Below are 23,732 nucleotides of genomic sequence, written 5' to 3'. Positions count from 1 at the left end.
TAAAGTTCCCTCCTATTTGGTTGTAGCTGTCATAATTGCAAGGGACAGCGAATGTAATTTACTTTCGATTGGATCAGCTCGTGACGTTAATACAAGTGGTGCTTTAGCTCCACTAATAATTGCCGCTACTTTCGCTTGTGCATAATATACAAACGATTTGTACAAGGCGTTACCCACCTCAATGGAAGGGACAAGGAGTATATCTGCATCTCCAGCAACGTCAGATGAAATCCCTTTTTGAACTGCAGCATCTTTAGAAACAGCATTGTCAAAAGCGAGCGGACCATCAATAAGACAGTTTTCGATTTGTCCTCTGCGTTGCATTTGTGTTAATGCTGCTGCATCAATTGTGGATTGCATTGCAGGATTAATTACTTCTACTGGTGCTAAAGCAGCTACTTTAGGTAGGCTGATACCAATATTTTGTGCTACTTTCACTGCGTTTTCAACAATGATTGCCTTTTGTTGAATATCTGGAGCAATATTCATAGCTGCATCTGTTAATAGTACTAACTTTTCTTGACTTGGCACTTCAAATACTGCCACGTGAGATAAAACCTTCCCCGTTCGCAAGCCCTTTTCTTTGTGTAGCACTGCTTTCAAGACCTTTTTAGTCGGTATTTTCCCTTTCATAACAATATCTGCTTGCTCTTGCTTTACAGCGCGAATGGCTGATTGCGCTATGTTTGTTATATCAGTTTCATGTTTAATGGTTACTTTTTCTCGCCAATTATACAAATTAAGCCCAATTTGTTTCGCTAACTTCATAATTTTCAATTCATCGCCGACTAACAAAAACTGACATAAATCTTCTTCCAAGGCAATTTTTACAACCTGCAAAATATTCTCGTCTTCGGCATTTGCTACAGAGACGACTTTTTTATGTTCCTTTTTAGCGGCAAATTTTAATTCTGTCAAACTGTCCATATGATCCTCCTAACCATTCCCTCCACAGTTATATAGCAAGTTATGTGCCAAAACCCATGGATTGAAAGCGCTTTATCCACCAGAGTTCAGTCTGCAATAAATTGCACAAACCTGCAATCTATTGCAGGTCAGGTTTTGCAAGCTGGTATTTTTCCATCTTATAATAAAGATTTCGAATCGAGATTTGCAATTCCTTAGCTGTTTTCGTTTTATTATAGTCATTGCGTTCATAAACCTGTTGAATATAATTTTTTTCATATTGTTCTATAACGTGTTGTAAAGATTGGTGATTTGCTTTAGCAGGGAACGAAAAAGTATGATCTGGAACCGCACTAGTTAAATTTGGCAAATGCGATTGCTGAATCACCTTTTCATGTATTCCCATATAAATCATGGCTCGACCAATTACATTCTCCAGTTCACGGATATTGCCTGACCAATGATAATTTTTTAAAATTGCTAAAGCCTCTTCGGATATATGTTGCACGTCTCTACCATAATCTTGATTAATCTTTGTAATAATATGCTTAGCCAGTAGTGGAAGATCAGAGAGCCTGTCTCTTAAAGGCGGAATAAATATAGGCAAGCGATTTAACCGATAGTAAAGATCTTCCCGAAATGTTTTGGCCATGATCGCTTTTTCTAAGTTTACATGGGTAGCTGTAATTACTCGCACGTTTATTGTAATTGGTGTTGTTCCTCCAACGCGAACAATTTCATTTTCTTGCAGCACGCGTAGTAATTTGGCTTGCATATGCAAGGATAGCTCACCAATTTCATCTAAAAAAATGCTGCCATTATCTGCTTCTTCAAACAGACCTTTCTTTCCTCCCCGTTTTGCACCGGTAAAGGCTCCTTCTTCGTAACCAAATAGTTCACTTTCTAAAATTGATTCTGCGATAGCTGCACAGTTTACACGAATAAATTTATAATGTTTACGGTCGCTTTCATTGTGGATCGCATGAGCAAACAACTCTTTCCCTGTTCCAGAAGCACCTCGAAGCAAAACAGTAGCAGGTGTTCTTGCCCCTACTTTCGCTTGTTCTAAGGCAATTTTCATTTCCGGCGAAGTACCAATAATATCGGCAAATGTATATTTGGCTTCTAAATTACGAATGATTTGGCGTGCGCGTTTTAATTCATTCGTTAATGATTGCACTTCTGAAATATCATGCAGTACACCAACACTACCTTTCAGTTTTCCGTCTACAATAACCGGAGCCACATTGACATAGACTTCCTTTTTATTCGGACCGACCTTCATCAATACTCCCCTAACAGCTCTTCTCGTTTGTAAAACGCGCATATGTACACTTTCACCTTCAGAAATATCAGTAGTTGCTGGCTTGCCAATCACATCCGTTTCAGCTAAGCCAGTTATTTTAGTATAGGCAGGGTTAATCATTAAACCTAGCCCCTGTTCATCTACAACACTTATAGCCTCATCAGACGAATGAATAATAGCCTCTAGCATCGTTTTAATTTCTTTTAAGTCTGTATTTTCCTCTGCTAAATGGACGACTTCTGTAATATCTTTAAAAACAGCAAAAGCGCCTAAAAGACGGTTATCCGCACAAATAATAGGAATTCGTGTTGCAATAATTTGCTTACCATTTTCCAATGTTAATTTCTGATTAATTTCTCGTCTTCGGCTTTTTAACACCTCAGGCAGTCGAGTGTTTAAAATGATGTTTTCAATTCGTTCCCCTTCTAAGTCACTTTTAGCTAGGTCAATAATCGTTTCCGCGCTTTTATTGACAAAAGTAATGATCCCATGGTAGTTCACGACAATCATACCGTCACGTATATTGTTTAAAATTAAATTTTGATTTTGCATTTGCAGTTCTATTTTTTCTAAAAGCTCCTGTTTTTCATCAAACAGTTCAGAAATAATATAAGCAACTGTTCCAGGAATAACGACTGTTTTTCGTTCCCGTCGCTCTAATAACTCTTCCAGCACATGTTCATTACCAGTTGCTTCAATGATGATGTCAATATCTTTGTCAACCCATCCTTTCCACGATTGACTCACAGGGATGTCCCATTTTTTCGCCATCTCGAGACCTGGAGCAGATAGATTAGTATCAATTACAGCAACCACATTCATCGTTTGCGTAGCATTTAAAATATTTAATAACACACTCCCACCTTTACCAGCACCAACAATAAGAACGCGCTTCATTTCATCCCACCTTGCACTATTTTGCATATTTCTATCTTACGTCAGTCTGCAAAGTAATGCAAATTGTGATTTTCCCTCAAATTTGTCACGTATTTATGCGATTTTTTCTCGGCATGGATTTTATTTGATCTCTAGTTCTATAAAAAGGTTTTTTAGTATCATCGCTTCAATAACCCACATTGGATCTACACTTCGCTTTCCACGGCGGCCCTCTCAACTGCTCGGAAACAAAGAAAGACTTCTTTAAGATTTTTAGCCGTCAAATTTGCTACAGGTCAAGACAAAGAAGAGAGGAGTACTTCATTTTAATGTGCCTCCGCGTATATTTTCTGCTTTTTTTGCAAATGCCAAGTCTTTATGTATCGCGTGGTAGTTCCCCGAGGGCTATCTGTATTGATTCATTCTAAAACATGCTGACATATGGCTTGAATAGTACTAAGAGGAACTATGAGTCCATGTCCGTTCGGTTTAAGTCTAGTCATTTACACTACTAACAATCACAGAGATTAAAAAGGGCATGAGGATAGGAGTTTCGCTTTATTTCTTTTTATATATTATTTTGCTATACTGTACGTGACATTAATGAAGGAGAATATGGGATGGTTCGAATCATAGCTATAGTTCTGTTATTTATTCCTGGCGTGGTTGCAGCAATTGGAATAAAATTGATGAGAGACACATTGTTTGCTTCTTTTTATCCAATATTTTTTCATAGCAGTATCCAATTTATCGTTGGGCTTATTTTATTTTTAGCTGGACTAACCTTTATCGGTGGATTTATTATCCACCGCGATCGAAAACGCCAAAGAAATCAGCAACTGAAAAAAAAATGTTATGCAGATGGGGATTAAACACCCATCTTTTTTATTGTATGTATTGGAAACTATAAAATGATGTGCTTGGGGATAAAATAACCGAATAGCCGCGTCCGGCTCATGAGCCCAGCAACGATGCGACTTCATGAAAACACTCTACGATAAGGCCTCATCGGTTCATCTCTAAGAGGAAGGCCGACTAAAAACGGGCCTGCCGCCCAGACGTCGGCATACCCCTGTTTTAGTGGCATGATTCCTTTATCTCCGTTGTTTCGTTTCATTCGCTACGTTGCTAAACGGGCACTTGCGACTTTGTTCCTTTCATGCGATATATAACCTTAATTCACCCGTTGATAAAATTTTATGTTATCGCTTTTAGACTAAATTATTTTCCACATATGGAACCATTTTTTAAAATATCCAGTTTACAATTGCTTTTTTATTTATTTATAATGTGCCAAATAAACTGAATTTATGATATGATGAAAAATAAAAAAACAGCGGGAGGAATTTGGCGTGAAAGTAGCAAAATTTGGAGGAAGCTCTGTCGCTAGTGCAAAACAGATAAAAAAGGTAGCCGATATTATCAAGATGGACCTCCAAAAGAAATTTATTGTCGTTTCCGCACCTGGAAAACGATACAAAACGGATCAAAAAATAACGGATATGTTAATTGAACTATGGGATGCCCACGAACAAGGCACTTCTGTATACCAATATATAGATCCTATTATGCGAAGATTTGCTGAAATTATCGAACAGCTAGAGTTATCTGCTTCTATTTTAGATGAGATTAAACAAACCATTGAAAATCAGTTACATAATGATGCTAATCCTACAGAAAGGCTGGATGCATTAAAAGCTGTTGGCGAAGATAGTTCAGCTAAAATTCTGAGCGCATACCTTGCTTCTTGTGGCTTAAATGCTCGCTATTTGAATCCGCACGATGCTGGTGTGACGGTAAGCGATGATCCGGGAAATGCAAAGATCTTGCCAGCAAGCTTTAAAAAAATTTATAGCTTACGATCAACAAAAGAAATTTTAGTTATTCCTGGATTTTTTGGCTATACAAAAGAAGGTAAATTAATTACTTTCTCGCGTGGAGGTTCTGATATTACTGGTTCCATTATTGCTGCAGGTATTAAAGCAGATGTATATGAAAATTATACTGATGTAGACTCCGTTTATGCAGTTAATCCGTCCATTGTAAACAACCCTAAGAAAATTACTACGCTCACTTATAAAGAAATGCGCGAATTATCTTACGCGGGATTTTCAGTGTTTCATGATGAAGCGCTCATCCCAGCTTATCGCGAGGAAATACCTGTATGTATTAAAAATACGAACAATCCTCAAGCTCCTGGAACATTAATTGTTTCTGAGAAAAAGCCAAGCGAGAAGTGTGTTGTCGGGATTGCTAGTGACACAGGATTTTGCAGTATATACATTAGTAAGTATTTAATGAATCGGGAAATTGGTTTTGGTCGAAAAGTATTTTCTATCTTAGAAGATGAAGGTATTTCTTTTGAGCATGCACCATCAGGTATAGATGATTTGTCGATCATTATTCGTGAAAAGCATTTACCTCTTGAAAAAGAGAAGCAAGTATTGAAACGCATTCAAAAAGAACTACGACCGGACCTAATTTCAATTCATCGCAATTTGGCTATGATCATGATTGTTGGCGAAGGACTTGTACGTACAATTGGCGTTGCTCAAAAAGCCACTTCTGCCATTTCCAGTGCAAATGTGAATATTGAAATGATTAACCAAGGATCCTCAGAAGTTTCCATGATGTTTGGCATTAAAGCAGAAGACCTGGAGAAAGCCGTGCAATCATTATACGCTGCTTTTTTTGTAAAGTAAGATAGCTTTGTATGTTACGTAAACAGGAAAATTTTGTAGTCAAATTTTCTCTATTCTAAAAAACATATCCGCCTTTAATGGAGGATATGTTTTTTAGCTTTTAGAGCAACACTAGCTTGCTTTATGCTCCAAACGTAGATGGTCAGCCACCATCGCAATAAACTCTGAATTTGTTGGTTTTGCTTTGGAAATACTGATCGTATATCCAAACAAGGCAGATATGGAATCAATGTTACCCCTGCTCCATGCTACTTCAATAGCATGTCGAATTGCCCGTTCTACACGAGAAGCTGTTGTGTTATATTTCTTAGCTATATCCGGATATAAAACCTTCGTAATCGAACCAAGGAGCTCAATATCATTAAATACCATGGTAATCGCTTCTCGTAAATACATATACCCTTTAATATGAGCTGGAACGCCAATTTCATGAATAATATTAGTAATACTTGCTTCTAAATCCTGTTTTTTCTTCTCTTTTCGCTGGACTTTGGAAACACCTGTTGAATAAACTGCAGTTCCCTGAACTTGTCTAATTTGTTCAGCTAAGTTATCTAAGTCAAAAGGTTTCAAAATAAAATAGGCTGCTCCAAGATCCACTGCTTTTTTCATTACTTCTTCCTGACCAAAAGCTGTTAACATAATGACATGCGGTGTTTTTCCTCCTGAAGAACGCAATGTATTTAACACAGCAAGTCCATCCACATGAGGCATAATAATATCCAACACCAACACATCCGGCTCCATGTCTTCAAGCATCGTTAAACAGTCTCTTCCGTTAAAAGCTGTCCCAATTACTTCAATATCCGCCTGCTCTTCAAAATAGTCTTCCATTAGTTTGATCAATTCACGATTATCATCCACTAAACAAATTTCAATCTTTTCCACAAAAGCTCCTCCTTTTATGTAGTACATAACTTCTCACTATTTTACATATTCTACACAAATCACAAATATCCTTCTTTTAATTAAAAAACTTTGGTTTTTTTGAAATTTGCTTTGTTTTTCTCTGTTTTACTCAAAAATACGATTATATTCGATAAATATAGACACTGCTTGTCGAAAAATATTTATTATTTCATAATTATAACATATCTATTCTTCACTACTGCTAAAAATATAAGTTCTTAACACAAAATTATGCATTCCTTTGCAAAACTAAGTGGTTAAAAAGGAAAAAGACTTGAATTGGAGAAGTTCCCAAAACAAGTCCTTACTTTAGCTTACCTTTTTTAATGATGCTCCATTTTTATGCACATTAATACCAGCTTCTTGTAACATAAACTCAATGTGTACACCATAGCCAGACGTTGGATCATTAACGAACACATGCGTTACTGCGCCAATAATTTTTCCATTTTGGATAATGGGACTCCCGCTCATTCCTTGTACAATTCCACCCGTTTTATTCAGTAACTCCTTATCTTTGATTTGAATAACCATCCCTTTAGTTGCTGCATTTGTCTGCGGCACGCTACTGACGATTTCTACATCGTATGCTTCAACCTTTTCTCCCTCAAGTACCGTTAAAATTTTTGCAGGACCTTCTTGCACTTCATGAGGCTGAGCGATAGGCATTGGTTTACGAGCATCCTCCAAATTTTGATTTAGCTCTCCAAATATGCCAAATGGGCTATTTTTTGTAATAGAGCCAATTTTATTTTCTGTCGGTGAAAATGTTGCTTGTTTTTCTCCAGGAATTCCATTATTTCCCTTTTCAATCGACGTTACAGAAGAGCGAACAATAGCGCCATTGTTAATTTCTATCGGCTTTTTCGTATCCATATCCGAAATTACATGACCTAGCGCACCATATTTTTTCGAGTTTGGATCATAAAAAGTCATCGTTCCAATTCCAGCTGCTGAATCACGAATATACAATCCAATTTGGAAATTTTTCCCTTGTTTATCTAATGCAGGTTTTAATTCTGTGGAGATCGTTTTTTCTCCACGTTTTAATTTTATATCCAATGGATGGTTCGACTCCCCTGCTTGTTTTACAAATGGTTTAACATCATTCATTGTTTTAATTTCTTTTCCATCAATTTCTAAAATAACATCTCCCACCTGAATATCAGCTTTTTCTCCTGGAGAGATACCGCCTGATTTTCCTTTTACTACATGATGTCCTACAACTAAAACACCTTTTGTTTGTAGTTGAACACCGATGGATTGACCACCAGGAATTATCCTTATATCATCACGCGCTTCTGCTTTTGCTTGGTGGAAAGATAAACCGGTCAGCTCAGCAAGTGATAGATCTTTTGCAGTATTTTCAGCACCGGTATCAGTTGTTGAAGTAGATGCTGCCTGTGAAGGCTGACTTTTAAATGGAATTATTTGTTGCGTAAAAAAAGGAAATGCAAGCAGGGCGATCATTGTGATTAAGCCTATGCCAATGCGTATTTTGTTGTGCTTTCTTTCCAAATTCATTCACTCTCCTCTATCCATACCCAAACCACCTTTATATCTGTACCTTTAATTTAAGCTTTTTCATGTTGTTTTAAACTGGTGAAACATAAGCAAGCTTGCCTAACATTACCTGCACAAGCTTTTAGCTCGATATGTATAACAGAGGTTTAAAACTTCGTTAGTAACTATTCTTCCTCTGATTATCATTTGCTGCTGAAATCTTTCCTATTTTAGGAAACCTATATGTAAAGCGTCATTTTTTCCAACATGTCAAAAGCTTCCATTATTAAGTGAATCTTCAATCAGTGGGTGTTTCTTTCATCCCCTCTGATTGTTAGTACCATAATGGTATGACCTAAAGGACTCTTACGAAAATAGGGCATTTAGTGTGTTGTTATCTCTCGTTTAGACTTATTGCAGTACGATAATGGAGTCTTACAGCACCTTATATGTGGGATAATAAAACGTTTACAAAAAGAGCTATTATTTCATGCGCTTTTTATGTTTCGAAATTTTTTGGACAAAATAAAAAGCCAGATAATATATTTTCTGGCTTTTTGCTATAAATTATGCTCTTTTGATTTAAATTGGATTGCCATTTCTAACATTTCCCGACCATGATCCACTGCTGTTTCCGTAAGCTTCGTTCCCGTAATCATACGAGCTAGTTCATTTATCTGCAGTTCCGGAGTTAATTCATGAACACTGGTAGATGTTCGATGATCCGTCACTTCTTTTTCAATTAGTTTATGGGTATCAGCCATTGCAGCTACTTGTGGAAGATGAGTAATACATAAAACCTGTGACTCCTGAGAAATGTGATATATTTTCTCCGCAATTGCTTGTGCTACACGTCCACTAACACCAGTATCAACTTCATCAAAAATTACACTTGTGACTCCTTGATGTTTGGCAAATATTTTTTTTAAGCTCAACATAATCCGTGACAGTTCTCCTCCAGAAGCAACTTTATTTAATGGCTTTAGAGGCTCGCCTGGATTTGTAGAGATCAAAAAGGTTACATGATCCAATCCATTTTTATGCAAGTGCTTATCCAATTCTTCTCGTTGATCCAGCTTATTTTTCGCAAAATCAACTTTAAATTGAGCCTTATCTAAATAAAGATCCTTTAACTCCTCATGAATTTCTTTCGTTAAAGCCTTTGCAGCTGCTTGACGTATGTCATGCAACTCCTGAGCTTCCAAAAAAGCATCTTTCGCTTTTTCTTTGATTTGTTCTTCTAGCTTCGATAAGTGAGAATCTTTATTGTTAATTTGCTCGATTTCTTCTTCAATTTTTGCCATATATGTCAGCATTTCAGACACCGAAGGACCATACTTTTTCTTTAGTCGATTGATTTCGCTTAGGCGAGCTTCAATCTCATTTAAACGCTCGGGGTTATATTGTAACGATTCAATTAGATTTCCCAAATCATAAGTAAGCTCCTCTAAACCGAAATAATAATTGGCTATCTCTTCGGCTTTTTCTGCAATCGAGGAATCGAACTTACTGTTATCCTGCAAGGCAATTTGAGCTTGGTTAACCCAATCAAGACCTTTTTGTTCCCCATAAAGGGAATTATAGGCTAGTTGCAAGGCTGAATAAATTCGTTCATAATTTGCCAAGGTATTCCTTTCTTCTTCCAGCTGTTCGTCCTCATTTGGTTGCAGTTGAGCTTGTTCCAGTTCTCGTAATTGAAATTGTAGCAGGTCTAATCGTTGCGCTGTCTCTTGCTCGTTTTCACTTAATTTCCGATAACGATTTTTCAAATTGGATAACTGATCGTATAGTTTAAAGTATTCGTCTTTAGCCTTGTTCATTAATTCGGGCTGATATAAATCTAACAACTCAATATGCTGCTCTGGATCCATTAGTGATTGTGTCTCGTGCTGGCTATGGATGTCAATTAATGTTTTTCCAAATTCACGGAGAATGGCTAACGTCACTAATTTGCTATTCACACGGCAAATACTTTTCCCATTTGCAGTCATTGTTCGTCTTAGCACAAGCTGATGATCTTGACATTCGATACCGTACTGTTGGCAAACGTTATAAACTGGATGCGACTCATCCTCGATAATAAACAACCCTTCAATATCTGCTTTCTTGGCACCGTGCCGAACAAATTCAACGGAGCCTCTTCCTCCTGCGAGCAATTGAACCGCATCGATAATAATCGATTTCCCTGCACCAGTTTCACCTGTCAATACCGTTAAACCTTCGTGAAAAGTGATGGAAAGCTTGTTTATAATCGCAAAATCCTGAATTGATAATTCCGTAAGCACGACATTATTCCCCCACCTTCTGAATTACAGCATCTCTATAAAACGCTCTTTTATCGCTATTGCATCTGCTTCTGTTCTGCATATAATTAAGCAGGTATCATCTCCACAAATGGTCCCCATGATTTCTTCCCAATCTAACTGATCGATTAAAGCACCGACAGCATGAGCATTACCAGGCAATGTTTTTAATATGATAAAATGGCTTGCATAATCAATTTTCACAAATGCGTCCATGACTAAACGCTTTAATTTATCTAACGGATTAAAGCGTTGGTCTGCAGGCAAGCTGTATTTATATGTCCCATTTGTTGTTGCTACCTTTACTAAATGTAGCTCTTTGATGTCTCTAGAAACAGTTGCTTGCGTCACGTTATATCCTAGATTTTTCAATCGATCTACAAGCTCATCCTGTGTTTCAATTTCATTATTTGTTATTAATTCTCGAATTTTTATATGACGTTGTATTTTGCTCATCGGGTGCCCCCATTTCTTAAACTTGCATGATTAATTTTTATTCGTTTTTCGTATCAATTCTTCATGTGCTTTTGAGACTAAGTTTTCTATGTCTTGATCCGAAAATTGTTGTGATGTTTCATGTTTTTTCCAGCCTAAGTGTAGCAAAAATTCAATATTGCCATCTCCACCAGTTATTGGGGAAAAAGTTAAGCCTAACACTTGATACTCTTCCCGTTCTGCAAAATCAATCATTTGTCTGATAACAGATTGATGAACGTGACGATCACGAACAATACCCTTCTTGCCAACTTGCTCTTTTCCTGCTTCAAATTGCGGTTTAACAAGTGCCACTATATCACTATTGTCTTTCATTAGCATCTTTAATACAGGCAAAAGTAACCGCAAAGAAATAAAAGAAACATCGATAGAAGCAAAGTTTGGTTTTCCATGCTCGAGCATATCTAGCGTAACATAACGAAAATTCGTTCGTTCCATCACAATAACCCGATTATCGTTTCTCAACTTCCAATCAAGCTGATTATAGCCGACATCAATCGCATAACATAATGCAGCGCCATTTTGCAAAGCACAATCTGTAAAACCACCAGTAGATGAACCAATATCCATGACAATTTTATCTTTTACCATTATTGAAAACTCTCTTAATGCTTTTTCAAGCTTCAATCCTCCACGTCCAACATAAGGAAACAGCTTGCCTTTAACCGTTAAATGGGTGGATTCATCAATTTGCATACCTGGTTTATCCAATCTCTCTTGTTCAGCAAAGACTTGTCCAGCCATAATTAATCGCTTCGCCTTTTCTCTTGTCGGTGCAAGTGATTTTTCCACTAGCAATACATCTAGTCTTTTTTTACTCATTCGGGTAAGTCCTTTTTATTAATAATTTTTAGGTAATACTTTTATTTTTAATCTATTTTCCATAATGGAGATAATTTTTCCTGCAAAAAAAATAATTTTTGTGGAAGCATTAATGGCAAAATATTTACCTAGTGCTTTTCCACCGACTGTAAGTGCAGCGACAACGCTTGTCAATACCACCGAAATAAAAATTTGCACGGATGATCCTTCTCCATAACCTAACAAATTTGCGATTTGAAGTACTACTATAGCTGAAGCTGTACCACTTACAATTCCAGATATATCCCCAATTACATCGTTACAAAAGCTGGCAAATCGATCGGCATTTCGAATAATAATAACCGCCTCTTTTGCTCCGGTCACTTTCTCCGCAGCCATCGCATGAAAGGGTGCTTCTTGTGCTGCTGTAGAAGCAATTCCTAACATATCAAAAACAACTCCAACCAAAACGATGACAAGCACAATGAATAAGCCGATAAACCATGCAACGCCACCTAAAATAGAAGAAGATATAACTGAAAAAATAGCCGCTAACACAAAAGTGATAACGGCAATAGTTAAACTAAATTTAATCGATCGTTTTACATGTGATTTCATTTCATACCCCATTATTTAAGAACGTGTTATACGTGACTTATTATGTACAAAGGAATGGTCATTTAAAAGGTAAAAACTGCGGCTTAGGTCCAGTAGGTTTTCCCAGATGGCTACCCCGTGTTGCCACATGGGCGGTTCCCCTTTAAAACCATCTTAGCTTTGTCGCCAAGAGCTAGACTGGATTACCACTTAGTCCACACTATAATCCCTTTTAAACGTCGAATGAACAGTCTAGGAGATTTCCTCAACAGTTCTTAACCGTCCCCTAGCCTCTTTTGCAGTGCTGATTTCATAGAGAAGGCAATAACAAATTAGTGGCCATCTAATTTATTATCGATAACTCTAATCCCCTCAGTCACCACTCAAGGCAGGCTACGCTGCATATTAGGTGTCCCTTACCGTATACTGCAGGTTCATACCCCATTCCATAATGACAACTAGGCTTAGTTGTTACTACAGAGATGGGCCTCCGCGGAAATCGGGTCAACGCCCACATGCCTTTGTGGATCGCCCGATAACCTTAACTCCCAGCACAGACCCAAGGCTGGGCGCCTCAAGCCTGCACAAGGAACTTCATCGATGTGCCCTTTGGCGAATTTTTAGGCCCGCCTTCAGGTACGGAGAACTGACTAGAATACTGCACCATTCCTATTCTAATTGAATTATAACATATTTTTTAGAAAAAAACTACGGAATTAATGATCTCGTTGACTAAAATAAACGGTTAAATCCATCAATTTGGAGTTTGCGACATCAGCCTTTTCAAGCGCTTCTTTCACCTTAGATACATACCACTCTTTCTGTTCCATCGCTCCATCTAAACCAAGCAGTTTTGGATACGTGCTTTTTAAATTTAGCACATCACTGCCTACAGGTTTTCCAAGTTTTGCTTGATCGCCGGTTACATCTAGTATATCATCCTGCACTTGAAAAATGAGTCCTAAATAAAAAGCAAATGTTTCCAATGCGTTTAATTGTTCCTTTGTTGCTCCTCCAAGATATGCACCTGCATACACGGCGTATCGAAGTAATTCACCTGTTTTTAATGCATGCACTTGCTCCAGCTCTTTTAAGGAAATCGTCTTGTCTTCTGCAGCCATATCTAAGATTTGCCCTGCTACCATTCCCTTCGGACCACACGCCTCAGCTAATAATGCAATTAAATCTGCTTTTTGTACTGCGGTCAGTTTTTCATCTTTACTGATTAATTCAAAGCTGTACGTCAATAAAGCATCTCCAGCCAATATCGCTGTCGCCTCATTAAAAGCTTTATGATTCGTAAGTTTACCTCGGCGATAATCGTCATCATCCATTGCTGGTAAATCATCATGGATTAAAGAATACGTATGAATCATTTCCAGTGCAGCAGCTGAGCTTAAAGTAACTGCTACGTCCGAATTAAATGCTTCATAGCTTGCCATCAATAATATTGGACGTAATCGTTTCCCGCCAGCTTCCAATGAATAAAGCATGGACTCCTTCAGCGCAAGAGGAATTTGTAAGCTTTGAATATAATCTTGTAACGTACGGTCCATTAATTGTTTCTTTTCTTCTAAATACTGCTTCATTGTCAGCTCCACGATTATTCTTCCTCCTGCATCGGGAATGGTTCCAAATCTCCCTGCTCATTCATAATTTTTGTCATTTTTTCTTCCACTTGATTTAATTTTTCCGTACATAGCTTAGATAACTTCATTCCATCTTGATAATAGGTAATTGCTTTTTCTAAAGGGACATCCCCTGTTTCTAATTTTTCTACAACTTGCTCCAGTTGCTGCATTGCTTCTTCAAAAGTTAATTCCTTCTCAGCCATTTCGCTTCTCCTCCTCTACTTCTGTAATCTGACATCTCAGCTGTCCATCTGCAACGCGTAATGAAATTCTATCCCCTCGTTCAACAGCATGTACAGATTTTATAATCTGCCCCGAATTTGTATAAGGAATGGAAAAACCTCTTTTCATGATTTCTAATGGGTTAAGCAAACTTAATTTATTCATTTCATTATAAAGCGATCGAGCCTTTTCTGTATGTAATTGTTTCATCAATACATGCTGTTGCTTTATGAACTGTTGAAGCTGCTGTTTCGCTCTTTCTATTTGCTTTCCTGGCTGCTGGACGGTAAAACGAGCCCGTAAATACTGATAACGCTGTTGGCTCTCTGCCAATTTTGCTGTGATACCCTTTTTCAGTTGCTCCATGTTGGCATCCAGTTCTTGCTCTTTTTGTTTTAGCAATTGATATGGATAACGAAAAGCGTACGCCTGTTTTAGTCTAGCCAAATGCTGTTGTTGCTGCTTAAGCTTCTCTTGCATATCTTTCATCGCTATCCGTTTTAGCGTTTCTATTTTCTCAATTAACTCTTGCCTCGATGGAACAGCCAATTCAGCAGCCCCAGTAGGTGTGGGGGCGCGTAAATCTGCGACATAATCACTGATAGTTGTATCCGTTTCGTGTCCTACTGCAGAAATAATTGGGATTGTTGACTCGAAAATAGCCTTTGCTACTATTTCTTCGTTAAAGCTCCACAGTTCTTCAATGGAACCTCCACCTCTGCCAACAATCAGCAAATCAAAATCACCGATTTCATTCGCTGTTTCAATCGCCTGTTTAATTGATCTGGCAGCTGCTTCTCCCTGTACTAATACTGGTAAAATCGTCAAATCAACGATGGGATAGCGACGTTTAATTGTTGTAATAATATCTTTTACAGCCGCTCCTGTTGGTGAAGTGATAATGCCAATTTTATTAGGTAAATGAGGGATCTCTTGTTTATATTTCTCGTCAAAGTATCCTTGCTGTTGTAGCTTTTCTTTCAACTGCTCGTAAGCTACATACAATGCGCCAATCCCATCCGGTTCCATATGCTGAATGTAAAGCTGATATTGTCCATAAGCTTCAAAGACGCTAATTTCCCCTTTTATCAACACATTCATACCGTTTTCTGGAATAAACTTTAACATTCGATTATTTCCTGCAAACATAACCGCCTGAATCCGTGAGTGATCATCTTTAATGGTTAAGTACATATGCCCTCTGGAATGGTGTTTGAAGTTCGATATTTCACCACGTAGCCATACTTGGCGTAAATGTGGGTCTGTATCCATTTTTCGTTTAATGTACCTCGTTAATGCTGTAACAGTTAAATAATTATCCTTCACGGTTCTCAAGCCCTTTTGCAGCTTTTATCGTGTTTTTTAATAGCATGGTTATGGTCATTGGCCCTACCCCCCGAGGAACCGGAGTAAGATATGCTGCTTTCTCCTTTACCGATTGGAAATCCACATCTCCTGTTAATGATCCATCTTCTAGACGGTTAATTCCCACATCAATCACTGTTGCCCCTTCTTTAATATAGCTAGCATCAATGGCATGGGCTTTTCCTACAGCCACCACAAGAATATCAGCTGTTTGAGTGTACTGATGGAGATGTTTGGTTTTAGAATGGCAGGTCGTTACAGTAGCATCTTCATTGATGAGCAATTGCGCTACTGGTTTACCTACAATATTACTTCTGCCAATCACAACAGCATGCTTTCCTTCAATCGGGATATTTTTTGAACGTAGCATGGTTATGATGCCGTATGGCGTACAAGATAAAAATGTATCCATTCCCGTCATCATTCTCCCAATACTCACTGGATGAAATCCATCTACATCTTTTTCAGGGGATATAGTTTCAATCACCATTTGCTCACTTATATGGTCAGGAAGTGGCAATTGGACTAATATTCCATGTACTTGAGGATCGTTATTTAGTGTATGTATATGGGCAAGAAGTTCCGATTCGCTAACCGTTTTCGGTAATTCGATAATTCGGGAACCTATTCCTGTTTCATCGCAAGCTTTTTTCTTCCCATTCACATAGGATCTAGAAGCAGGGTGGTCTCCGACAAGTACTACAGTAAGTTGGGGATGGATACCAACTGTTTTTAAATCAGCTACTTCCTGCTTCATTTTCTCCTTTAACTCGAAAGACAATGCTTTTCCATCAATGATTTCTGCTGTCAATTTAAGTACCCCCTTCGGATTTAACTCACATTAAAGCTCCAGTCATTTTCCAATCCAGTAATATATGGACACCGTGATTGGACTTTAGCGTTCTTTTGGTTACCTTGACAAACTCTTCATAAAGTGTATCTTTAATCAAGAGCAGTTTTCATTCATCACCCCACTGATTGTTAGTACCGTAAAGGCCGCTTACGAAATCGGGCATTTTGGTGTGTTATCTCCCACTTAGAGTTGTATCAGTAAAGATATCCAACTCCTGAAGAGAAAGCCTTACAGCACCTTATATGCGGGATAAAAATTAATACCTCAGTGAAGTAAATTGTGTTGTGCTATGATTTTGAAAAAGACTTATCTCAGCACGGTTTGTCAAGAAGGAAGCGAACAAATACAGCTGATCCATTCTGCTAACCTTTGCCCATCCATGGAAAGATTGATCAGCAATACGTTTTCCTGCTTAAACAGGCACGTATTTACTCTCATCATGTATGATTGTTTCGTTTATGCTGTATAGCTGGCTTTAGGACTTGACACTATTCATTTATCCGTGATAAAACACCATTAATAAATTTCCCGGATTGTTCATCTCCAAACGTATTGGCTAATTCAATTGCTTCGTTGATAGAAACACTTATAGGAATATCGTCTACATACTGCATTTCATATACTGCAATACGAAGAATTGCTTTTTCTACAGAAGCAATTCGATCCAAGCTCCAATTCTTTAGTTTTGCACTGATCATTGCATCAATTTCCGCTTTATAATGCACTACACCATTAACAAGCATATTTAAAAAGGCATCCTTCTTTACGTGCTCATCTAAATGCTCCATTTCATGGATGGGTTGCATATCATTAATGTCAAGAGAAAATAAAATTTGCAATGCCTTTTTTCTTGCTTCATGTCTATTCATTCCTTACTAACTCCTTTAGTTCATCTCTTCCAAAATCATAACACGATTCCAACAGCAACGCTACAATCAACCATTTTTTATGTTGCACTAAATAGCTTATCGTAACAGCCATCCTCTTATCATAGAATTATGTTCTAGCATACCCATATGCCGCGAACTTTTATCTTTGCTCACTTCTTTAAGAACGAAAAAGAAAATGCCTTTCATGAGAATAGGTATTATTCACATGAAAGGCTTTTTTCCTTAAAGTTGTGATAACGTCTACGCTTTAATTCGAAGCTACCTGACTAATTATTTTCTGGTCCTTCTTCTGTAGCATCCATTTGAATTCCCACAACGTGAACATTAATCTCATCAATTTCTAAAGCGGTCATATTTTTTAACGTTTGCCTAATATTGGACTGAATCATTTGGGCGACGTTTGGGATCGAAACCCCAAATTGTAGAATTACGTATAAATCAATCACAATTCCATTATCGGTTAACTCCACCTTTACCCCTTTACTATGAGACTTTTTTCCAAATCGTTCAACTACACCAGAAGCAAAATTCCCTCGCATTGCATAAAGACCATCCACTTCAGAAGCCGCTAGACCTGCAATGACTTCAATGACTTCCGGGGCAATTTCAACTTTACCTAAATTGTCATCACTTACATTTAGTAATGGTTGTTCACTCATATGCTCACTCCTTTATTCATTTTATTCAGCCTAATCTTGAACTATCGGATTTTCTTCAAGAAATTTTGTATTAAAGTCGCCATTTATAAATACTGGATGTTCCATTATCTGTTGATGAAATGGAATCGTTGTATGAACACCTTCAACAATAAATTCATCCAATGCTCGTTTCATACGATGAATTGCTTCTTCCCTAGTGTTACCATACGCAATCAATTTGGCAATCATTGAATCGTAATAGGGAGGTATGCGGTAATCAGGATAAACCGCAGCGTCTACGCGGACCCCAAGTCCTCCAGGCGGCAAGTACATAGAGATGGTTCCAGGTGACGGCATAAAATTCTTAAACGGATTTTCCGCATTAATTCGACACTCAATCGCCCATCCTTCTAGGGTAATATCAGCCTGTGTATACGCTAATGCTTCGTTGTCAGCAATTTTAATCTGTTCTTTAATCAGATCAATACCAGTAATTAATTCCGTAACTGGATGCTCTACCTGAATACGTGTATTCATTTCCATAAAATAAAATTGATGTGTTTTCCGATCAAATATATATTCAATGGTGCCAGCCCCTTCATAGTTAACTGCCTTAGCTGCTTTTACAGAGGCCTCCCCCATTTTCTTACGAATATCTGGCGTTATTGCCGGAGACGGCGCTTCTTCTACAAGTTTTTGTAGCCGACGCTGTATCGAGCAATCACGTTCCCCAAGATGGATGACATTGCCATGTTTATCAGCTAGAACTTGAATCTCCACATGGCGGAAATCTTCAATATACTTTTCCAAATAAACACCTGCGTTACCAAAAGAGGTTTCTGCTTCTTTTTGGGTTACTTCTATCCCTTTTTTTAATTCTTCCTCTGTCCGGGCTACTCGAATTCCTTTCCCGCCGCCACCTGCAGTAGCTTTAATGATCACTGGATAACCTATTTGATCAGCAATTACTTTTGCTTCTTCTTCATCTTTAATAACCCCATCAGATCCTGGAACAATGGGAACATTGGCAGCTTTCATCGTTTGCCGAGCAACGTCTTTAATTCCCATTTTTTGAATAGCCTCTGGAGTAGGACCAACAAAAGTTATCTTACAAGCACGGCATATCTCTGCAAAATCAGCATTTTCTGCTAAAAACCCATATCCTGGATGAATAGCGTCTACTCCAGTCATCGTCGCTACACTCATGATATTGGTAAAGTTTAAATAGCTATCCTTGCTCTGAGTTGGTCCAATACAATAGGCTTCATCAGCCATTTGAACATGTAGAGCCTCACTATCAGCCTGGGAGTATACAGCTACTGTTTCAATATTCATTTCTTTACAAGCACGAATAATTCGAACAGCGATCTCCCCTCTGTTTGCGATCAACAGTTTTTTTATCACACTTTACATCCCCTTACTTTGTACTAACTCGAAATAGTGGCTGTCCATACTCAACTAGCTCACCATTTTCTACTAATATTTCTACGATTTCTCCGTCAACTTCAGCTTCAATCTCATTAAACAATTTCATTGCCTCAACGATACAAACTATCGTTGATTTATCAACTTTACTACCTACCGACACAAAGTTTTCCTTTTCTGGGGATGGAGCTGCATAAAACGTTCCTACCATTGGTGAAACAATTTCATGGTCAAAAGCAACCGTACGCTCCTCTTGAACAGAATCTTGTATATGGTCTTCACTCGTTTTTTCTGTTTCCAGTTGCTCTGTTCCAGATACAGTTTGCACGGGAATGTTTTTCGTTTGTACTTGGTCATTTGCGGAAGCTTTCTTTATCGAAATAGACGCTCCGCTTGTTTCATATTTGAATTCTTCAATGGATGTTTGATCAATTAACTTTATTATTTCCTGTATTTCTTGTACATTTAGCATATATTCAGGGCACCCCTTCATTTTTTAACTTATTATTAGGTACTAATAACTCCTGTTAATATTTTACGATAAATGGTGAACAAACTTCAAGGTATATTATGAGAGATCCTTGACGAAGAGTTGCCTACGATATAATTATAACAAACTATAAATGGAAAGCGAGGATAAAGTAAAGCTTCGATCAGCTTATATGTAAAGGATGAGGTGCTCAACCAATGATAAACAAATCGTTGTATTTTACATATTAGAAAAACTTGGCTTGTCGCCAAGTCTAATGGCGAAAGCCTTTTGTTTTTCTTATACTTTCCTATAGTGTAAAAAAATCCGAGTTGCCCCGGATTTCCATAGCCTTACTTATCTTTTTTGGTTGGCGCTTCAGATGGTAGATAGGATACATTGACTTTTTTATCCCCTAATTCATCTTTTACCATTTGGATAATCGAAACTGCTTCAGATTTCGGTAAATTTTCTTCAACTTTCACTTGAACAGTTACACTTTCATCATCGGAACGTACAAGTACGTCTTCATAATTAGCGGAAGCAACAATTGTCTCTTCTAAAATCTTTTCTTTGGATGCCAAATCTTCAATTGCATCGATTTCTTGTAATGCTTCATCTTTTTCTGCGGCGCTGGCAGAGCTAGAAGCTACAACGTCTGTCAATCTCTCTTTTTCCATATTGCGCTTATCTTGTAATTCCATACGAATGGTCGTAAAAAGCTCATCTTGTCCTACATTTGATATTTCCTCTACTTCTGCATCATCGTTTGCTTCTGAGTCAGTAGGGACCGCTTTCTCATTCGTATTGTCTTGTCCATCGTTTATATAAGCTAAATCTTCACTATCAGGTGAGGTCATATAATAAACACTTAATACAATCATTAAACTTAACATCGTTAATAGCCAAACAGTTTGTTTTTTCAACATTTTCATTCCTCCCTTAATTCTTTGGCATTACGGACACCCGGTGTGTAGGAACGTCTAACACACGGGAAACAGCTTCAATAATCCATTTTTTAACCGTTGCATGATCCGCCCCCTTAGCTACAACAAATACACCTCTGACTTCCGGCTTTTTCGTTTGAATGAGCAAGGGGACTTCCCTTTCACCTTGTCTCACCAACACTGTCTGCGTTTCTTCTGTACCGTCTTCTGTTTCTCTAGTCCCACCATTTGTATCAGTTTCTTCCGTTGTCTGTTGCCCTTTGATTAAGTTTTTCTCATATACCTTGATACTTGTAGATTCCAGGTTCACCATCACCTCAGCTTCGGAAACGCCCTGTATTTTATTTAATAATGACTGTAAGTCCTTCGTATAAATAGATTCCAGTTCTTCCATATTTGACGTTGTTGTTTCCTTTGAAGATGCTGTTTCCTTTACATCTGGTTCACTATTCTGTTCTATCGGCTGTTGTATTGGCTCTTCCAGGTCCGTTTCAGATGAGGAAGAAAAGATATTTCCTATGATGATCAACATTACACTGACTAAAGCTAAAATAATCATATAACTAATTTTTTTAGGTGGTTTTTTCCCATCCTTTTGAAATAGTTTCTTTAATTTTTCTATCAAGATCTCCCTCCCTCCCACTGCAATAAAAGTTTCTTTTGTTCTATCTCCCATAGATCATTAAGCATCGCTTCTATGTCCTGAAGCTTGTTATCTTCTCTTGATTGTTCCGGGCTGTCTAAATCAATTACTACATCATCTACGATTCGCACTGCTCCCTCCCCATCTTTTGATTCATTTACATACACAATGACTTCATCCAAATCTTCATACGTCTTTTCTCGTTCATCTGCAAATCGAAATTGAATATCTGTGATCTCTGCCTGGAATTTATCCTGAAGCGGTTCTTTTGCTATTTCTTTTAGTTGGACAGCCATTTGTTCTAAAATATATGCATCTTGTGTGTCTTCTATTTCATTTTTTTGCGTTTCAATGGATTTATCTAATGCATCATTCTGGTTAATTTCTTGCAAAACCCCTGATAGAGAGGTTTCTAATGCACGTTGAACATCGATTTGAAAAATAAAAAATAGTGGTTTTAATAAAATTAAAATAAGTATAAATCCAACGACGAGCTTAATATATTTCTTCATGGAAGTAGCTGGAATAACTAAATCGATAATCGTAGCTAGTAAAATAAATAAAATTATTTGTGTAACCCAATCTATGACCATTCCCACTTTAAGCTCGCCCCCTATCGTAAAAGTAATGTTATATTACTTGCTACGACAATAATGACAATCGCTAAGAAAAACATAAACGATACTGCTAGTAAACATGCAAGGATAAACACAATGTACTTACTGATCGTATTCAATGTAGTAATTACTGGTCCGTCTCCAATTGGTTGCAAAATGGCTGCAGCTAGTTTGTAAATCAATGCAATAGCAAAAATCTTTAAAGCTGGGAATAAAGCGATAAATAAAATAACGATTAACCCAACGATTCCTACTGCATTTTTTAACAATAACGAAGCACTTAATATCGTATCTGCCGCATCTGTCATTGTTCGACCAACAACCGGAATAAAATTCCCCGTTATAAATTTCGCTGTTTTCATCGCTACTCCATCTTGAATGGCACTTGCTACTCCCTGTACAGACATAATGCTAAGAAAAATGGTAAAGAAAACACCAAGCGTACCGATTGCTATGGATTTAAATAAATTGGCCAAATGCGTTACTTTATAATGTTCCGTTAAACTGCTAACAATCACTAATAGCGCAGATAAAAACAATAACGGCAAAACAAAATTAGCAACAATCAGTCCACCTGCATGAATAAGAAAGATGATAATCGGATGAAAAAATGAAACAGCAACAAGATTTCCAAAGGATGCCATTAATCCTAAAACTAAAGGTAGGAGCGCAATCATAAAACTGCTCATACCGTCAATTGCTTCTTTGGTATACGTCACTGCTGAATAGAAGCTGTTTAATGCCAAAAAGATAAGCACAATGTACACAACAAAGTAGGCTATTTTACTAACAGTACTCGCCTCAAAAGCATTATGCATCGTCTGCAGCATCGCTGAAAATAAGGTTAACATTAAAAGCAGTCCCAATAGCTTACCGTTTAAAATGAGTTCATGAAATAAAAATTCCATAAAGCCGATAATAATGGCTTTTGGCGACAAGGAATTTTGATTTTTTATCAATTCATACACGCTTGCTTTTTCAAGCTCCGGTAAATACCCACCATATTCATTCACTAGCTTACTCCAATACGCTTGTACACCATCCAAAGATATTTCTTCTAGCATGCTTTCCTGCACATCAACTACATCGTCTGTTCCTTCAGAAGTGTCCGCTGCTGTTCTGTCATATCCCAGAAAGAAAAAGCCAAAAGCACATAAGAGAATCATAGGTATGCGTTTATAATTCATCCACGATAAAAACTCCTTTCCGGGATTTATTTGCCAGCAATGCAACATCCATTATGCTGAAGGGATAAATTGTAAAATAGCTTCAATTACTGCAGTTATGATCGGAATAGCCAATAATAAGATAAATAATTTCCCTGCAAGCTCTATTTTATTTGCTACCGAAGTTAATCCAGCATCCTTAGTTATGCTTGCTCCCAATTCAGCAATATAAGCAATGCCAATAATCTTCAAAATGGTTTCCAAATACATCCCATCTACTTGCGCCTTAGCTCCTAATGATTGAATCAACTGAAATATATGATTGATTTGCTGGATGATAGACAAAAAAATTACAATGCCAGTTATTAAAATCACAAAAAATGCAAATGTTTGATTCACATTTTTTAAAATAATATAAAGCAAGCTAGCTACAAGACCTAACGTCACAATTTGTAAAATATCCATCGT

At 37.5% G+C, this 23,732-nt stretch carries 23 protein-coding genes; 2 read left to right on the top strand and 21 right to left on the bottom strand.

Features of this window, described 5'->3' with window-relative positions:
• Positions 1-12 precede the first annotated feature (12 nt).
• The gene (yqiS, locus tag KBP50_RS08210; RefSeq protein WP_050353025.1) at positions 13-927 is read right to left on the bottom strand and encodes a phosphate butyryltransferase; all 915 of its coding nucleotides are present in this window, start codon (positions 925-927) and stop codon (positions 13-15) included.
• A 118-nt stretch (positions 928-1,045) separates the two neighbouring features.
• Positions 1,046-3,109 (bottom strand): sigma 54-interacting transcriptional regulator, encoded by a 2,064-nt coding sequence (locus KBP50_RS08205; RefSeq protein ID WP_050353026.1) that lies wholly within the window; start codon positions 3,107-3,109, stop codon positions 1,046-1,048.
• Between the two features lie 599 nt (positions 3,110-3,708).
• Here KBP50_RS08205 and KBP50_RS08200 point away from each other — a divergent pair.
• Positions 3,709-3,960 (top strand): DUF2627 domain-containing protein, encoded by a 252-nt coding sequence (locus KBP50_RS08200; protein ID WP_050353027.1) that lies wholly within the window; start codon positions 3,709-3,711, stop codon positions 3,958-3,960.
• 480 nt (positions 3,961-4,440) lie between these two features.
• Positions 4,441-5,790, top strand: a complete 1,350-nt coding sequence (locus KBP50_RS08195; RefSeq protein WP_050353028.1) for an aspartate kinase — start codon at positions 4,441-4,443, stop codon at positions 5,788-5,790.
• Between the two features lie 111 nt (positions 5,791-5,901).
• Here KBP50_RS08195 and spo0A read toward each other — a convergent pair whose 3' ends face one another.
• From spo0A to spoIIIAD, 19 genes are all read right to left on the bottom strand, one after another.
• Entirely contained in the window at positions 5,902-6,678 is a 777-nt protein-coding gene (gene spo0A / locus KBP50_RS08190) for a sporulation transcription factor Spo0A (RefSeq protein ID WP_050353029.1), read from the bottom strand.
• 330 nt (positions 6,679-7,008) lie between these two features.
• Complete coding sequence (spoIVB, locus tag KBP50_RS08185; protein WP_050353030.1) at positions 7,009-8,223, bottom strand: SpoIVB peptidase; 1,215 nt, start codon at positions 8,221-8,223, stop codon at positions 7,009-7,011.
• A 539-nt stretch (positions 8,224-8,762) separates the two neighbouring features.
• Positions 8,763-10,487 (bottom strand): DNA repair protein RecN, encoded by a 1,725-nt coding sequence (gene recN, locus KBP50_RS08180; RefSeq protein ID WP_050353031.1) that lies wholly within the window; start codon positions 10,485-10,487, stop codon positions 8,763-8,765.
• Between the two features lie 24 nt (positions 10,488-10,511).
• Positions 10,512-10,961 carry a transcriptional regulator AhrC/ArgR gene (ahrC, locus tag KBP50_RS08175; RefSeq protein WP_050353032.1) on the bottom strand — a complete coding sequence of 150 codons (450 nt, stop codon included), beginning with the start codon at positions 10,959-10,961 and terminating at the stop codon, positions 10,512-10,514.
• Positions 10,962-10,991: 30 nt separating this feature from the next.
• Complete coding sequence (locus KBP50_RS08170; RefSeq protein WP_050353033.1) at positions 10,992-11,822, bottom strand: TlyA family RNA methyltransferase; 831 nt, start codon at positions 11,820-11,822, stop codon at positions 10,992-10,994.
• Between the two features lie 18 nt (positions 11,823-11,840).
• Positions 11,841-12,419 carry a hypothetical protein gene (locus KBP50_RS08165; protein ID WP_050353034.1) on the bottom strand — a complete coding sequence of 193 codons (579 nt, stop codon included), beginning with the start codon at positions 12,417-12,419 and terminating at the stop codon, positions 11,841-11,843.
• Positions 12,420-13,114: 695 nt separating this feature from the next.
• Positions 13,115-13,999, bottom strand: coding sequence for a polyprenyl synthetase family protein (locus tag KBP50_RS08160; RefSeq protein ID WP_128743495.1), 885 nt, complete (start codon positions 13,997-13,999; stop codon positions 13,115-13,117).
• Positions 14,000-14,001: 2 nt separating this feature from the next.
• On the bottom strand, positions 14,002-14,232 hold the full coding sequence (locus tag KBP50_RS08155; protein WP_050353035.1) for an exodeoxyribonuclease VII small subunit: 231 nt from the start codon (positions 14,230-14,232) through the stop codon (positions 14,002-14,004).
• The gene (gene xseA, locus KBP50_RS08150) at positions 14,225-15,577 is read right to left on the bottom strand and encodes an exodeoxyribonuclease VII large subunit (RefSeq protein WP_050353036.1); all 1,353 of its coding nucleotides are present in this window, start codon (positions 15,575-15,577) and stop codon (positions 14,225-14,227) included. The genes KBP50_RS08155 and xseA overlap by 8 nt, the downstream gene beginning before the upstream one ends.
• Positions 15,567-16,427, bottom strand: coding sequence for a bifunctional methylenetetrahydrofolate dehydrogenase/methenyltetrahydrofolate cyclohydrolase FolD (folD, locus tag KBP50_RS08145; RefSeq protein WP_050353037.1), 861 nt, complete (start codon positions 16,425-16,427; stop codon positions 15,567-15,569). Before folD ends, xseA begins: the two co-directional genes overlap by 11 nt.
• A gap of 530 nt (positions 16,428-16,957) precedes the next feature.
• Positions 16,958-17,338 (bottom strand): transcription antitermination factor NusB, encoded by a 381-nt coding sequence (gene nusB / locus KBP50_RS08140; protein WP_050353038.1) that lies wholly within the window; start codon positions 17,336-17,338, stop codon positions 16,958-16,960.
• Positions 17,339-17,625: 287 nt separating this feature from the next.
• Positions 17,626-18,018, bottom strand: a complete 393-nt coding sequence (locus tag KBP50_RS08135; protein ID WP_050353039.1) for an Asp23/Gls24 family envelope stress response protein — start codon at positions 18,016-18,018, stop codon at positions 17,626-17,628.
• 30 nt (positions 18,019-18,048) lie between these two features.
• Complete coding sequence (accC, locus tag KBP50_RS08130) at positions 18,049-19,401, bottom strand: acetyl-CoA carboxylase biotin carboxylase subunit (RefSeq protein WP_050353040.1); 1,353 nt, start codon at positions 19,399-19,401, stop codon at positions 18,049-18,051.
• A gap of 13 nt (positions 19,402-19,414) precedes the next feature.
• The gene (accB, locus tag KBP50_RS08125; RefSeq protein ID WP_050353041.1) at positions 19,415-19,894 is read right to left on the bottom strand and encodes an acetyl-CoA carboxylase biotin carboxyl carrier protein; all 480 of its coding nucleotides are present in this window, start codon (positions 19,892-19,894) and stop codon (positions 19,415-19,417) included.
• Positions 19,895-20,244: 350 nt separating this feature from the next.
• Positions 20,245-20,820: a SpoIIIAH-like family protein gene (locus tag KBP50_RS08120; RefSeq protein WP_050353042.1), complete on the bottom strand. Its 576-nt coding sequence runs from the start codon at positions 20,818-20,820 to the stop codon at positions 20,245-20,247.
• Between the two features lie 13 nt (positions 20,821-20,833).
• A complete protein-coding gene (spoIIIAG, locus tag KBP50_RS08115) occupies positions 20,834-21,463 on the bottom strand; it encodes a stage III sporulation protein AG (RefSeq protein WP_050353043.1) in 630 nt (209 codons plus the stop codon).
• Positions 21,460-22,074, bottom strand: a complete 615-nt coding sequence (spoIIIAF, locus tag KBP50_RS08110) for a stage III sporulation protein AF (protein WP_236691448.1) — start codon at positions 22,072-22,074, stop codon at positions 21,460-21,462. The genes spoIIIAG and spoIIIAF overlap by 4 nt, the downstream gene beginning before the upstream one ends.
• 20 nt (positions 22,075-22,094) lie before the next feature.
• On the bottom strand, positions 22,095-23,285 hold the full coding sequence (gene spoIIIAE, locus KBP50_RS08105) for a stage III sporulation protein AE (RefSeq protein WP_050353045.1): 1,191 nt from the start codon (positions 23,283-23,285) through the stop codon (positions 22,095-22,097).
• A gap of 51 nt (positions 23,286-23,336) precedes the next feature.
• Positions 23,337-23,729 (bottom strand): stage III sporulation protein AD, encoded by a 393-nt coding sequence (gene spoIIIAD, locus KBP50_RS08100; RefSeq protein ID WP_050353046.1) that lies wholly within the window; start codon positions 23,727-23,729, stop codon positions 23,337-23,339.
• Between the last annotated feature and the right edge of the window lie 3 nt (positions 23,730-23,732).

Origin of the sequence: Virgibacillus pantothenticus (assembly GCF_018075365.1) — a bacterium.
Taxonomy (GTDB): Bacteria; Bacillota; Bacilli; order Bacillales; family Amphibacillaceae; genus Virgibacillus; species Virgibacillus pantothenticus.
Note: the sequence above shows the minus strand (reverse complement) of the source record. Positions and strands in the feature narration are given on the sequence as shown.